14 protein-coding genes are annotated in these 13,198 nt (G+C 69.4%); 9 read left to right on the top strand and 5 right to left on the bottom strand.

Features of this window, described 5'->3' with window-relative positions; translation table 11 throughout:
• Window positions 1-214 precede the first annotated feature (214 nt).
• Window positions 215-706 carry an NUDIX domain-containing protein gene (locus tag ACFQ4H_RS25310; protein ID WP_377574997.1) on the top strand — a complete coding sequence of 164 codons (492 nt, stop codon included), beginning with the start codon at window positions 215-217 and terminating at the stop codon, window positions 704-706.
• A gap of 88 nt (window positions 707-794) precedes the next feature.
• Here ACFQ4H_RS25310 and ACFQ4H_RS25315 read toward each other — a convergent pair whose 3' ends face one another.
• Window positions 795-2,474: an MDR family MFS transporter gene (locus ACFQ4H_RS25315; protein WP_377575000.1), complete on the bottom strand. Its 1,680-nt coding sequence runs from the start codon at window positions 2,472-2,474 to the stop codon at window positions 795-797.
• Between the two features lie 237 nt (window positions 2,475-2,711).
• Between ACFQ4H_RS25315 and rfaE2 the strand changes: the two genes are divergently transcribed.
• Both rfaE2 and ACFQ4H_RS25325 read left to right on the top strand, forming a co-directional pair.
• Window positions 2,712-4,397, top strand: coding sequence for a D-glycero-beta-D-manno-heptose 1-phosphate adenylyltransferase (rfaE2, locus tag ACFQ4H_RS25320; protein ID WP_377575003.1), 1,686 nt, complete (start codon window positions 2,712-2,714; stop codon window positions 4,395-4,397).
• Between the two features lie 31 nt (window positions 4,398-4,428).
• Window positions 4,429-5,313, top strand: coding sequence for a glycosyltransferase family 2 protein (locus ACFQ4H_RS25325; RefSeq protein WP_377575035.1), 885 nt, complete (start codon window positions 4,429-4,431; stop codon window positions 5,311-5,313).
• 42 nt (window positions 5,314-5,355) lie between these two features.
• Here ACFQ4H_RS25325 and ACFQ4H_RS25330 read toward each other — a convergent pair whose 3' ends face one another.
• From ACFQ4H_RS25330 to ACFQ4H_RS25340, 3 genes are read right to left on the bottom strand one after another with little or no spacing between them, the layout of a single operon-like run.
• Window positions 5,356-6,462, bottom strand: a complete 1,107-nt coding sequence (locus ACFQ4H_RS25330) for a glycosyltransferase family 9 protein (RefSeq protein WP_377575006.1) — start codon at window positions 6,460-6,462, stop codon at window positions 5,356-5,358.
• A 50-nt stretch (window positions 6,463-6,512) separates the two neighbouring features.
• Window positions 6,513-7,100 carry an Hsp20/alpha crystallin family protein gene (locus ACFQ4H_RS25335; RefSeq protein WP_377575008.1) on the bottom strand — a complete coding sequence of 196 codons (588 nt, stop codon included), beginning with the start codon at window positions 7,098-7,100 and terminating at the stop codon, window positions 6,513-6,515.
• Window positions 7,097-7,609, bottom strand: a complete 513-nt coding sequence (locus tag ACFQ4H_RS25340; protein WP_377575011.1) for a DUF2231 domain-containing protein — start codon at window positions 7,607-7,609, stop codon at window positions 7,097-7,099. Before ACFQ4H_RS25340 ends, ACFQ4H_RS25335 begins: the two co-directional genes overlap by 4 nt.
• 218 nt (window positions 7,610-7,827) lie before the next feature.
• On the opposite strand from ACFQ4H_RS25340, the gene ACFQ4H_RS25345 reads away from it, so the two are divergent.
• Together ACFQ4H_RS25345 and ACFQ4H_RS25350 are read left to right on the top strand one after the other, a co-directional pair.
• Complete coding sequence (locus ACFQ4H_RS25345) at window positions 7,828-8,637, top strand: TNT domain-containing protein (RefSeq protein WP_377575013.1); 810 nt, start codon at window positions 7,828-7,830, stop codon at window positions 8,635-8,637.
• A gap of 10 nt (window positions 8,638-8,647) precedes the next feature.
• Entirely contained in the window at window positions 8,648-8,902 is a 255-nt protein-coding gene (locus ACFQ4H_RS25350) for a hypothetical protein (RefSeq protein ID WP_377575016.1), read from the top strand.
• Here the strand turns inward: ACFQ4H_RS25350 and ACFQ4H_RS25355 are convergent.
• The gene (locus ACFQ4H_RS25355) at window positions 8,877-9,542 is read right to left on the bottom strand and encodes a GNAT family N-acetyltransferase (protein ID WP_377575019.1); all 666 of its coding nucleotides are present in this window, start codon (window positions 9,540-9,542) and stop codon (window positions 8,877-8,879) included. The genes ACFQ4H_RS25350 and ACFQ4H_RS25355 overlap by 26 nt on opposite strands.
• Window positions 9,543-9,681: 139 nt before the next feature.
• On the opposite strand from ACFQ4H_RS25355, the gene ACFQ4H_RS25360 reads away from it, so the two are divergent.
• The 4 genes from ACFQ4H_RS25360 to ACFQ4H_RS25375 form a co-directional block, all read left to right on the top strand.
• A complete protein-coding gene (locus ACFQ4H_RS25360) occupies window positions 9,682-10,716 on the top strand; it encodes an NAD-dependent epimerase/dehydratase family protein (RefSeq protein WP_377575022.1) in 1,035 nt (344 codons plus the stop codon).
• Window positions 10,717-11,056: 340 nt separating this feature from the next.
• Window positions 11,057-12,286: a helix-turn-helix domain-containing protein gene (locus tag ACFQ4H_RS25365; RefSeq protein WP_377575024.1), complete on the top strand. Its 1,230-nt coding sequence runs from the start codon at window positions 11,057-11,059 to the stop codon at window positions 12,284-12,286.
• Between the two features lie 441 nt (window positions 12,287-12,727).
• On the top strand, window positions 12,728-12,934 hold the full coding sequence (locus ACFQ4H_RS25370) for a hypothetical protein (RefSeq protein ID WP_377575026.1): 207 nt from the start codon (window positions 12,728-12,730) through the stop codon (window positions 12,932-12,934).
• Window positions 12,931-13,198: hypothetical protein (locus ACFQ4H_RS25375; protein WP_377575029.1), on the top strand; the 268-nt coding region annotated here is incomplete at its 3' end. The genes ACFQ4H_RS25370 and ACFQ4H_RS25375, both read left to right, overlap by 4 nt.

Consider the following 13,198-nt stretch of genomic DNA (forward strand, 5'->3'; position numbering starts at 1 on the left):
CGACTCCCTTCAGGCCACCGACCGGGGGCACCTGAGCGGCGTCCCGGCCGCCCTGGGCAGGGCACGGCCACTCGCGCGGGTTCCCCCGCGCCGGGGCGTGAAACGCATCGAGCAGCGCAGCGCAGGTACGGTTCGACGGAAGGGACTTCTGCTACGTACGGGTAACAAGTCGGTGTGCTGGTTCGTGGTTGTCGAATGCTCGTAGATTGACGCGATGAGCGTTTCCTGGGCTGAGTCGTACGTCGGCCAGTTACGTGCGCTGGCCGGCGACCGGACACTGATGTTCGTGGGAGCCCGGGCGGTGATCCGGGACGAGACCGGAAAGGTGCTGTTGATCCGGCGTTCCGACAACGGACACTGGGCGATGCCGGCCGGGGCGATGGAACTCGGCGAGTCGATCTCCGGTTGCGCGGCCCGGGAGGTGCGCGAGGAGACCGGGCTACGGGCCGGATCGGTCACCGCCTTCGCCCTCTACACCGGACCGGATCGCATCAACACCAACATGTACGGCCACACCTACCAGATCTTCACCGTGGCGTTCCGGATCGACGACTGGTCCGGAACCCTGTTGACCAGCACCGACGAGACCACGGACGCGCGGTTCTGCCGAACGGACGGGTTTCCGAGCCCACTCTCGCCGACCGTCGTGGAGACGCTGGCGGACCTGGCCGCCTTCGAGCGAACCGGACGGATGGTCCTGAAGTAGCCACGGACATCGGGCCGGAAAGCAGCCACGAACATAGGGCCGGAACTAGCTGCGGCCCCTGGCCGAGCGGCTTCACTGGCCGAGCAGCTCAGATCATCGTCTGGCTCTTGGCCTCCATCTCGGCTGCCGCATCCGCCTTCGACTCGTCCGCCAGCGGTTTGCCGCCCGGTGCGGCTGCCCTGCCACCGGCCGGCCCGACCCCACCGGTCGCCCCCTGCGGCCCGGTACCGCGTAGCTCCCGGTTCGGTAACGCCAGGGTGACCACCACCGCCAGGATCGCGATCAGTCCGGCGACCAGGAAGACCAGATGCAGCGAGCTGACGAACGACTCCTGGATGGCAGCCCGCACCGGCTCGGGCAGGGCCAGGATCTTCGCCGGTTCGTTGATCGAGATGTCGCCCCCGCCACCGACCGCAGCGGCCTGCTCCGGCGGGAGCTGGGCCAGCGCCGCCGGCATCCGCCCGGACAGTTCACTGTTCAGCCGGGTCGAGAGCACCGCACCGAGGATCGCCACGCCGAACGACCCACCGAGCGACCGGAAGAAGGTCGCTGCGGACGTACCGGCTCCCAGATCGCGTAGGTCGACCGCGTTCTGCGCGGCGAGGATCAGCGACTGCATGCACAGGCCGAGACCGACCCCGATCACCACCATGTAGCCGAACGCCAGCCACAACGAGGTAGCCACCTGGAGCCGGGTGAAGAGCAGCATCCCGACCAGCAGCACCACCGATCCGGCGACCGGATACCACTTGTACCGCCCGGTCCGACTCATCGCCCGTCCGGTCAGCACCGACGTGACGATCACTCCGGCCATCATCGGCAGCATCAGCAGACCGCTGCGGGTGGGCGACGCGCCCTTGACGATCTGCAGGTAGAGCGGAATGAAGATGATCGACCCGAACATCACCAGGCCGAGCACGAAACCGGCGGCGTTGGCCAGCGCGAACGTCCGTCGTCGGAACAGCTTCAGGGGCAGGATCGGTTCGCCGACCCGGGCCTCCTGGAGAAGAAAGAGTACGGAGAGCACCGCACCGGCGACGAACAGCCCGATGATCACGGACGAGCCCCAGGCGTACTCGTTGCCGCCCCAGCTCAGCGCCAGCAGCAGACAGCTCACCCCGGCCACCAACAGGGCTGCGCCCAGCCAGTCGAGCGAGTGGTCCCGCCGCTGGAACGGGATCAACCGCAGGACGCGGTAGCAGACCAGGATCGCCAGAATTCCCAGCGGTACGTTCACATAGAAGATCCACCGCCAGTTGGTCTCGGCGAAGTAGCCGCCGACCAGCGGACCGGCCACCGAAGAAAGGCCGAAGACCGCGCCGAAGAGCCCCTGGTAGCGTCCCCGGTCCCGAGCCGACACCACGTCGGAGATGATGGTGAACGCCAGCGTCATCAGACCGCCGGCACCCAGTCCCTGGATGCCCCGGGTGACCACCAACTGGGTCATGTCCTGGGACAACCCGGCCAGCAACGACCCGACCAGGAACGTACCGATCGAGAACAGGAACACCGGGCGGCGGCCGTAGAGGTCGGCCATCTTGCCGTAGAGCGGCGTTGAGGCGGTCGAGGCCAGCAGATACGCCGTGACCACCCAGGAGTAGTGGCTGATCCCGCCGAGTTCGCCGACGATGGTCGGCAGCGCGGTGCCGACGATGGTCTGATCCAGCGCGGCCAGCAACATGCCCGTCATCAGGCCGCCCATCAGAAGCAGAATCTGGCGGTGCGCCAGTGCCGGACGGCCGTCCTGCGCGCCCTGCGCAACGGTCATTACGCCTCCCCCGGGGTCGTCATGCCTCTGCCAAGGCCACTGCGCCTCAGGGTCAGTCTCGAACGCGGCCGACGCGCCCGCCCCGGGATCGGGCAGATCCGGCCCCGACTCGTCCCCGTCGCTCCGGCTCTCCGGCACCTTCCCGGTTTCGGGTGGTTCCCACCGTTCCCGCACCACCACCATTCCGACTCCGGTCAGCCAGGTTTGATCCCGCCGACTCGGGGGACCCGACCACGCATGGCGACAGGCGCAGCGGACATGGGACAACTCGCCGCCGTGGTGGAGGGCTGGATCGGGCGCGGCGTGCTGGTGGTGGGCGACGCGATGCTCGACGAGTGGCGGTTCGCCGAATCGGACCGGCTGTGCCGCGAAGCACCCGCCCCCGTACTGACCCTGCGTCGGCGACTCACGGCAGCCGGCGGCGCGGCGAACACGGCGGTCAACCTGGCCGCGTTGGGCGGGCTGGCCGCACTGGTCTCCCCCATCGGCGCGGACGTAGCCGGTGACGAGCTGCACGACTGCCTGGACCGGGCCGGGGTGCTCGACCGTACGGTGACCCAGCCGGGACGGCCGACACCGGTGAAGCGCCGGCTGCTGGCGGCCGACCAGATCCTGATCCGGGAGGACGAGGGCGACTCCGACGACGAACTCACCGAGGAGGCGATCGAGCGGCTGCTCAGCGCGCTGGCCTGCGCCACCGAGGAACTGCTCACCGGGTCGGACGGTCGACCGCCCACCCTGGTGGTCTGTGACTACGGCCTCGGCGCGCTACCCGAACCGGTACGCGCCTGGCTGGTCGCACACCGCGACCTCTTCGCCACCGTGGCGCTGGACGCCCATGACCTGGCCAACTGGCGGGGGCTCGCCCCCACCGTGGTGACCCCGAGCTTCTCCGAGGCAGCCCGCCTGCTCGACGTCGCCTCCGGTCCCCGGGACGGAACCGCAGCGGCCGACCTGGGCATCGGCCTGCCGGACGACAGACCGGTCGCACCGACTGATGGGATCACGGCGGTGAGTGCCGTGGTCGACCGGGCCGGCGTCGCCCAGGCGCACCTCGCCGAGCTACGCGAGCGTACGGGTGCCGAGGTGGTGGCGGTGACCCTCGACGCGGACGGCGCGGTCGTCGGTGGTGCCGACGGAAATCCTCGACGCAGCCATGCCACCCCCGTGCCGGCCAGCCACGCCGTCGGTGCCGGCGATGTCTACCTGGCCGCCATGACCCTGGCCCTGGCCGCCGACGCGCCACTGCCGACGGCGGCCCAGCTGGCCCAACTGGCCGCCACCATCACCGTCTCGGACACCGGCACCTGTGTCTGCCTGCGCGAGGATCTGCTCACCGCGCTCGGCTCGGCCGACGCCCAACCGGATTCGGCGGCGGTGGTGGTCGACCACGCCGGGCTGGCCGCGCTCGCAGCCCGGCACCGGCAGGCCGGGCGCAGTCTGGTCTTCACCAACGGCTGCTTCGACGTCCTGCATCGCGGCCACGTCCGCTACCTGGACCAGGCCCGTACCCTGGGCGACCTGCTGGTGGTCGCGGTCAACTCGGACGACAGCGTACGGCGACTCAAAGGGCCGGACCGCCCGGTGAACCCGGTCGAGGACCGGGTGGCGGTGCTGGCCGCGCTCGCCTGTGTGGATCACGTCGTGGTCTTCGAGGAGGACTCGCCGTCCGCACTCATCGAAGCCGTCCGACCGGACGTGTACGTCAAGGGCGGCGACTACCCGCCGGAGATGGTCCCCGAGGCACCCCTGGTACGCAGTCTCGGCGGCCAGGTGCACACCCTCGGCTACGTCCCCGACCGGTCGACCTCGGCGATCATCGACCGGATCCGGGCGCAGACGCTCGGCGACGCCCCGGCCGCTGGCGAGGGCGGCAGCATGGGCATCGCCGCCACGACGGCTCACCATGAACCGACCGCCTGAGCCGGGCCGCACCGTGGGCTCACCGGCAGACCTGAACCGACCACTCGATCCGGGGCACCCGGACGGGTTCCGGGCCGACCGGCTGTTGGACGTACTGGTCCCGACCCGGGAACGCCGGGCTGAGCTGGCCGTCACCCTCTCCGGTCTGGCTGCCCAGGCCGGGCCGCCCGGATTCGGGGTGGTGGTCAGCGACCAGTCCGACGGTCCCCCACCCTGGACCGAGCCGGCGGTCGCGGCGATGGTGCGGGCCCTGCGACATCGGGGACACCCGGTGCTGCTGACCCGCCGGCTGCCCCGGCGTGGGCTGGCCGAGCACCGCGCCTACCTGCTCGACCAGTCGACCGCCCGGTACGTCCTCTACCTGGACGACGACGTCTGGCTCGAACCGGGCACGGTCGACCGGCTGGTGACCGCCATCGGCGAGCTGCGCTGCGGGTTCGTCGGCAACGCCGTACACGGGCTGTCCTACCTCGACGACGTACGCCCGCAGACGCACCGGCACTACACAGAGTGGACCGGTCCACCGGTGCCCGAGGACGTCCGGCCCGGCACCCCGGAATGGGACCGGGCGCAGATCCATTCGGCCGCCAACCTGCTGCACGTCACCGAGGCGCTACGCATGCCATCCGGGCAGTGGCGGGCGTACCGGGTCTCCTGGATCGGCGGCTGTGTGCTCTACGACCGGGCACTGCTGCGGGCGGCCGGCGGTTTCGACTTCTGGCCCCGGGTGGGTGACCGCCACCAGGGCGAGGACGTGGCCGCGCAACTCGCGGTGATGAGGCGGTACGGCGGCGCGGGCATCCTGCCCAGCGGCGCGTACCACCTGGAGTCGCCGACCACGGTCACCGACCGGGAGGTCGAGGCGTGGCAGATCATGTTGGCGGAGAACCCGGCCCCTGAGCCGACACCATCCTGAGCCGATGCTGCTGTGGGTCGGCACCGCCGTGGGTCGACCCGGTCAGTGCTGGTTACCGACCAGGTCGGCGACGGCGGCCAGCACCTCGACCGTCGGCACGTCGGTGACGAAGGAGACCCGGTGTGGACAGTCACCGTCGCCGGGGCGGTCCGGATAGATCTCCCGGCTACAGTCGACGCCGCAGACCGGGCAGTTGAGGGTCCACGAACCGATCGGGCGGTGCCGGGCCCGCAGTGGTGTCGCGCAGTTGAGCAGATTGCCGACCCAGAAGATCCCGACGGTGGGCGTACCGACCGCTGCGGCGACGTGCACCGGTCCGGTGTCGTTGGAGACCACCACCTGACATTCGGCGTAGCAGCCGATCAGGCCACCCAGCGACAGGGCACCGACGAGCGACCGTACCGGCACCCGGGCCGCGGCGACCACCTGGTCGGCCAGTTCCCGTTCGTCCGGTGTGCCGGTGACCACCACCTCGTACCCGTCGTCTACCAGCGCGTCGGCCACCTCGGCGAACCGTTCGGCGGGCCACCGGCGGCGGGGATCGCTGGCTCCGGGGTGCAACGCGACACGCGGGCCGGTCGGTTCGCCGAGCACGTCCCGGGCCTCGGCCAGGTCCGCTCCGGTCACCGCGAGCTGCGGCGTCAACCGGACGGGCGGGGCCCCTACCAGACCGGCGACCTCCAGGTAACGGACGATCTCCGGCTGGTAGTAGACGTAGCGCATCCAGCGGTCCAGCGGTGGAGCGTTCTCGGCCCGCAGACCGGCGGTCAGCCGGGCTCCCAGGGCCGCCACGAGCGGATTGGAGTTGGCCCCGCCACCGTGCATCTGCAACGCGAGGTCGAACCGTTCCCGCCGGGCGTCCGCCAGGAACCGGGCCATCGCCTCCTCCGACGGCTCCGGTTCGGCGACGCCCGCCGTCCTGATCCCTTCGGCGGGCGGCACCACCAGCACCCGGTCGACCGGGCCGGGGCGGTGCCGCAGCAGGCGAGCGTGCCAGGGCGCGCCGAGCAGCACCAGCTCCGCGTTCGGGTACGCGGCCCGCAGGGCGTCCAACGCCGGCAACACGAAGATGAAGTCGCCCAACGCGTTGGCGCGCAGCACGGCGATCCGTTCGACGTCGGCGACCGGGTCGCCGATCTGCCCGATCATGCTCCGCTGCCGCTCAGCCGCTCAGCCACCGGTCAACCGCCCTGCCACGGTCAGCCGCTCTGCCACCGGGCGGTACCGGGCGCTCCCGCCTCCGGCCGGTGCAGCTCCCGGTCGGCGGCGGGGTCACCGGGGATCGGCCGGGTGAGGCCGCCTCTGGGGGTATCCCCGGTGGTCGTCGTCGGGTCGTACAACCGGCGACCGACGGTGATGGTGCGCGGCGCGGACCGGGCGGCCCGGGGCAGCATGACGGTCAGCAGACCGTGGTCCATCACGGCGTCCGCCCGGTCCAGGTCGGCCTGGGCCGGCAGGTTGACGCGATATTCGAAGGCCCGGGTACGGGAGCCGCTGCCGGCCATTCCGATGTCGGCGTTGACCTCCTCCTCCGAGCGGGCCCGGATGCACAGTTCCCGGTCGTCGAGTTCGAGCGCCACCTCCTCCGGGGCGACCCCGGGCAGCCGAGCGATCACCGCCCACCCCTCGTCGGTGGCCCGTAGTTCCACGTCCGGATTTCCGCCGCCGATACTGGCCAGCGCCGAGCCGACCATCCGGCCGATCTCGGCGCGTAACGTCTGCAACTCGGTACGGGGATCCCAACCGCGATCCGTCGTCCGCTTGGTTCCTTCTTCCCGCTCACTCATCGTGTCTCTCCCATCCGACCGAGTCGGGTGGCCGAACGTCCACGCAGCGAACTGGAAGCGTTGAGATCGGCGTCCGGGTCCACCCCGACACCGAGCCGGTCGACAAGTTCGCCACCGAACCACGCGGCGAGGCCGAGTCCGGCGAGCGCGACCACCTCGATGACCAGCAGCGCCGTACCGGCGGTGCGCTGGTCGGCGGACATCCGGACCGCCCAGACCCCGGCGAAGAGCAGGATCACGCATCCGTTGACCAGTGCATGGGTGGTGCCGATCCGCTTGGCTCGGGTGCCGGACGGGATCGCGCGCAGGTCGACCGCGCCGGCGAGGGCAGCCAGCACACCGCCGATCAACCCGACGACGATGTTCCAGTACGCCACGTCGCCGAGGAATCTCGGACCGCCGAAGATGTCGATGGCGTCGAAGATGACTGCGGTGACGAAGAGTGCTACCGGAAACATCACCAGCATGGGATGCACCGGGTGGCCCAGTGCCTTGACTCGACTCTCCACGGTCGTCCTCCCAGCTCAGATCCGGCGCGGACGATCCGGGCTCGGCTGTCCTGGTATGTCGGGAAAGGCGGTACCCACAATCCGCCCCACCAAACGCAGCCCGCCGCGCCCGACAACACGGATATAACTCATGTTAGCCACTAAATAGTTCATTACTGCTAGGATCAGCCCACACCCCGAAAATTAGCCACTAACAGCCTGGTTTTCGGAGGTTCCCCATGCGGGGTAGACGCGCATTCCTTGCCGTACTGGCCAGCACAGCTCTCGTCCTCGCCCAGCCGATCACAGCCAGTGGAGCCGGCAGGGCCAGTGGGATCGAAGCGCCTGCGCCGGCAATCAGCCAGCCCCCGTGCCGGCCGGAAACGCCTGATGCCGCAGACCCCACGCAGGAGTTCCACGCCGGCAACCCACTCCTCGGCCCCGCCAAGCTACCGATCGCATTACCGGTCGGGCCGCTGGTGACGGACTACCGGCGGTTCGGCGCGCTCAGCCAGGAGGAATTCGTGGAGCAGTACGGCAACGCCGCGAAGGACGGCTGGGTCTACCCACCTGCCCTCGGTTTCGTCATCCTGCCCAACGGGCGGCCGGTCAAGTTCCCCTACCTGTTGCAGTCCGGCAGCCGGATCGACCGCTTCGGTTTTCCCGGCGGTACGTTCCTCGCGCCGGCCGGCACCCCGTACGCCCGACGCGCGCTCCCGCCGAACTCGCTCAACACCCCGATCCAGGCACCGTTGAGCAACTACCACGTCTACTGCGTGGTCCGGCCGTTCATCGTGGACGCCGGGCCGATCGCGCCCTGGTTCGCCCAGCCGGGTCTGGGGTTCCAGTACAAACTTGAGCAGAAGTACCTACCCGAGGCGGGCCCGGCGCTCAACGTCACGTGGCTACTCAACAACGGCTACCTGGTGGAGGAACGGCCCGGACTGTCCGCGCCCGTCGGGGACAGCGCCGGCAGAAACAACGCCGGCACGAACGACGCCGACCGGAGCGGCACCGGCAGGAACATGATGCTCCTGCTCCACGAGTGAACCGAAGGACATGGTGGACCGGTACGAGCTACGCGACGCCCTGCTGACAGCCGGCGTACCGCCGGAAGCGTTCCGGATCGCCGGCGTGCACGAGCCCGTACCGGTCCCGCCCGACTTCTGGTTCGTACGCCCCACCGCCGAGGGCTACTGGGAGATCGGTCCACACGAACGGGGTGCCGACGAGGTGCGCGCGGTGTTCGAGTCCGAGGACGCCGCCTGTGCCCAGGTCTACCGGACGCTCACCGGTCGGGGTGCCCCGGCTTGACCGTACCGAACAGTTCCAGGCAGGGTTCGAGTCCGGTGACGGTCACCGTTGGCCGGTCGGTCTGCTCCCAATCCTGTCGGGTCAGGCGCAGCCGTTGCGAGACGACGGCCCGGCCTTGCAGTACGTCCCGGGTGATTCCGTCGGGCCGGTAGCCGAGCCGGCGGGAAACGCCCAGCGGCGCGGGGTTGTCGACGAACGACGCAGTCCTCGCCTCACCCGCGTCGAGCCCGGCGAAGGCCAGGTGCAGTACGGCAGAGCGCATCTCGCGCCCGATGCCCCGCCCGTGGTGTTCCAGTCCGAGCCAGGATCCGGTGCTCACCTCGCGGAGCGTCGCGAAGTCACGGGCCGCCAACTCCTGTACGCCCACCGGGCGGCCCTGCTCGAAGACCGCCAGGTCGAGGGTCCAGTTCTCCGGAGTCCAGTTTCCCCGCCAACGCCAGTGACGTTGCAGCACGGTACGGGCCCGCTGCGCCGGCGGCACATCCGTCCAGGGGACCAGGAACGGCTGCTGGCCCGGCTCATGGACTCCGTGCGCTGCGACGTCCGCCAGTTCGGCCAACTCCGCCTCGGTGGGCACCCGCAGTTCCAGTCGGGCGGTCCGTACGCGCAGCCCCAGCAGGGGCCAGTGATCGATCAGCACAGCGCATTCTCCAGCCGCGCCGCCGTCTGCGCACCCGATTTGTTCGTCGGCCCCGGACCGGACCCAGGCTGGCCGCCCCGTCTTCGGCCCTCCGCGAACACCGTCGCCAACGGTGGTGGATGCCACCTATCGTCACCAGATGACACGAACCGCCCTGGTGGTCGGAGCCACCGGACAGATCGGACATGCCACCGTACGGGCGCTGGCCCACGACGGGTGGCGGGTACGCGCCGCCGCCCGTGGCACCCGGGCCAGCCACCCCTGGCCGGCCGAATGGGACGTCGAACCGGTCCGGCTCGACCGTGACGACGACACCCAACTGGCTGCGGCGCTCGGTGACGGTGTCGACGTGGTCGTCGACACCATGGCGATGAACGCGGGACACGCCCGACAGCTGATCCGGCTGGCCGACCGGATCGGCTCGGCGGTGGTGATCTCCACCGCCGGTGTCTACCTCGACGACCACGGCCGGGGATTCGGCGAGGCGGGGGTCCGGTTCCCCGTACCGATCGTCGAGACCCAGCCCACGGTCGAGCCGGGCGAGGGCAGCTACCCCACGGAGAAGGCCGCAGCGGAACAGGAGTTGCTGGCCGCCGGGTCGACGCTGCCGACCACGCTGCTACGGGCCGGCGCGATCCACGGCCCACACACGACACACCCCCGCGAGTGGCACTTCGTCAAGCGGGCGCTCGACGGTCGACCGGTCCGGATCCTGGCCCACGGTGGGCAGAGCCGGTTCCAGCCGATCGCCACCGCCAACCTGGCCGAACTGATCCGACTGGCCGCCGCCCGGCCCGGCTCCCGGGCACTCAACGCCGCCGATCCTCAGGCACCGACCGTACGGGAGATCGGCGCGGCCATCCACGCGGTGCTCGACCACCGGGCCGACGAGATCCTGATCGACGGCCCGCCACCGTCGCCGACGGTCGGCTACACGCCGTGGTCCGTGCCGGAACCGATCGTGCTGGACATGTCCGCCGCCGAACGTGACCTCGGCTACCGGCCGGTGGTCGGTTACCTGGACTCGCTGCCCGCGACGGTGGCCTGGCTGGTGGATGCCGCCCGGGGCCGGGACTGGCGGACGGTCTTCCCCGACCTGGCCAACAACTATTCGACGGACTTCTTCGACTACCCGGCCGAGGATGCCTGGCTGGCCGGACGCAGCGCCGGGTGAACCCGTACGGAACGCTCGGCCGGGCGACGCCGACCGAGCGTCCGGGTGTCGGCGTACCTGATGTCGCATTAGCCCGTCCCCGTATCGCATCATCGGTGTCGGACGTGCTCAATATGCGACATGAGACAAACAGCAGATTGGCTCTGATTACATTTTCGACCGCCCCAGGCCATTGCCACTGGTTCGAATACCCAAAACGGGTCCGGTAAGCAGGCCATCCCCGTTTCAACGCGCGTGCCAGCAGCGTAGCAGCGCATCCGTCCACGACGTACCGTCGTATGCAGCGACCGGGCCCAGACAGGGGCTCGGCCACTACCTCCAGGCAGGGAGGCCACTACTCATGGCGCGGCCCACCATCGGCGACAACGTTGCGAGCTACCGCCGCACGCAGATGACTCAGGAACAGCTAGCGGAGGCATCCGGAATCAGCGTCGAAACGATCCGAAAGCTTGAGCAGAACGAGCGACTGGACGCGCGTATGGACACATTGCGGAAGCTCGCAAGAGCGTTGGGCGTCCAGACATCGGCGTTGCTGGCAGGCAGCACAGCCAAGAGCACAGCGCAACGCGAGACCGAAAACGACAATCTTGCGCTGATGGAACTGCGAAAGATGCTGACCCCCGTACCAGGCACGCAGCTTCTGGCGCCAGATCCAAGCGCCCCTGCCCCCACCACTACCAGCGTTCGCAATTCCCTCAACATGATTCATCGGGCGTACGACAACGACGAGTTCGCCGCAGTCCTGGACGGGCTCTCACCCCTGCTCGCTGCCTCTCAGGCCCTGGCCGGCAGTGCACCGACCAGTGACCAGCAGACCGCCAATGGGCTACTCGCCCATGCATACCGCATAGCAGGACGGACCCTGATCCAACTCCGCGCACACGACCTTGCGTATCAGGCACTGAACACCGCACTGGACGCGTCCACCAAGTCCGGTAACGAGCTACGCAGGGCGGGCGTCATTTCATCAATGTGCTGGCTACTCATGCGGCAGGGACGGTTCGCAGAGGCGCAGCAACTCGCCTTGGACTGCGCTGACAGCATCGAGCCTCGATTTTCTCGCGCCGCTCCGCCACAGCTCGTGGTCTGGGGATGGCTAATGCTGCGCGGCGCAGCCGCCGCCGCTCGTGACGCCCGAGATGACGACGCGAACGCAATGCTCGATGCCGCCGCAGCAGCCGCCGCCCGGCTCGGTGATCGGAACCTGGATAGGAACTTCGATACGGCAGGATTATGCGTCGCAAAGGTCCAAATGCAACGGGTGGAAACGGCGGTCGTGCTCGGAGACCCCGACCGGGCGCTGGCTCTGTCCGCGACCATGCCATCCACCAGCCAGGCCAGCCCATCGTGCCGTTGGCGACACCAACTCGACGTTGCCTGGTCCCACACGCAGTTAGGCCAGTACAGCAAGGCGACCGACGTCCTGGTCGGCGTCAGGAGACACGCGTCGGTGTGGCTGCGACAGCAGACGTATGCGCGAGAGATCGTGGAAACGATTGCTGCCGGTCGACGGAGAGCCATGAGTAAGCAACTTGCGGAACTAGCCAATCTTGTGGGAGTGGGCCTCTGACCTGCGCAAGTAGTACATTGCGTACTACTTGCTGATACACCGCCAGCAAGTCGCACCCCTCGCACCTTCACTCTGCGTAGCTTCATCAGCACCATCGGTCTGGGATATGGCGCGACGCTGCACGAACCCATCGGCATTCCTGGTCCGGCTGCCGTCGCGCCCCTAAACACGGGCGCGGCGTTGCGTTCTCCCCCACTATGCCGCCGCGCCCCCGTATGGGTGCGGCGGTCGGCAACAGCGCTGACCGTCGCACCCTCCACACCGGAGGTGCGCGATGGTCAAATGGTGGTTGAGCAGGTACGACGAGGAAAAAAAGCCGCCCTCGACCCGGTCGCAGCCGCCACCCACCCCGCCGATCCCGAGGCCGCTGCCCGCCGCCCCCTCAGACGGTGACGATCCGCCGGAGCCGCCCGGCCCGACCCGCCTCTGCGGGGACATGCGATGAGCCGCCACCGCGACACCGGCTACCAGGGACGCCACCGTCCAGAGACCGTCCGCCCCCTCGACCCCCGCCACCGCACCGAGCCCAGACCCGTCGGGCTACTACTACGTCCGGCCTGGGCTGACCAGCCCACCACCATCCTCAGCGGGCTGGTACTCACCCACGCGCAACGGCTACGCCTACCCGACATCGGGGGCCGCCGATGACCACGCCGCCCCTGCCACACATCCCGCCCGGCACGGTCCTCACCCTGCACTCCACAGACTGGTACCACCCCGAAAAAGCCAGCCACGACAACCCACACAACATGGTCATCATGGTCGAGAAAGTCCATACGGACGGGGCCACCGCCACCGCCGTGTCCGTATGGGTCACCGGCCACACCATCACCTGCACCTGGCCCACCAGCGAATCCCACCCACCGTGCGTCGAGCTACGCGTACGGGTGGACGCCCTTCGTCGGACCGTCG

The organism is Micromonospora sonneratiae (assembly GCF_042679305.1).
In the GTDB taxonomy this organism is placed as follows: domain Bacteria; phylum Actinomycetota; class Actinomycetes; order Mycobacteriales; family Micromonosporaceae; genus Micromonospora_H; species Micromonospora_H sonneratiae.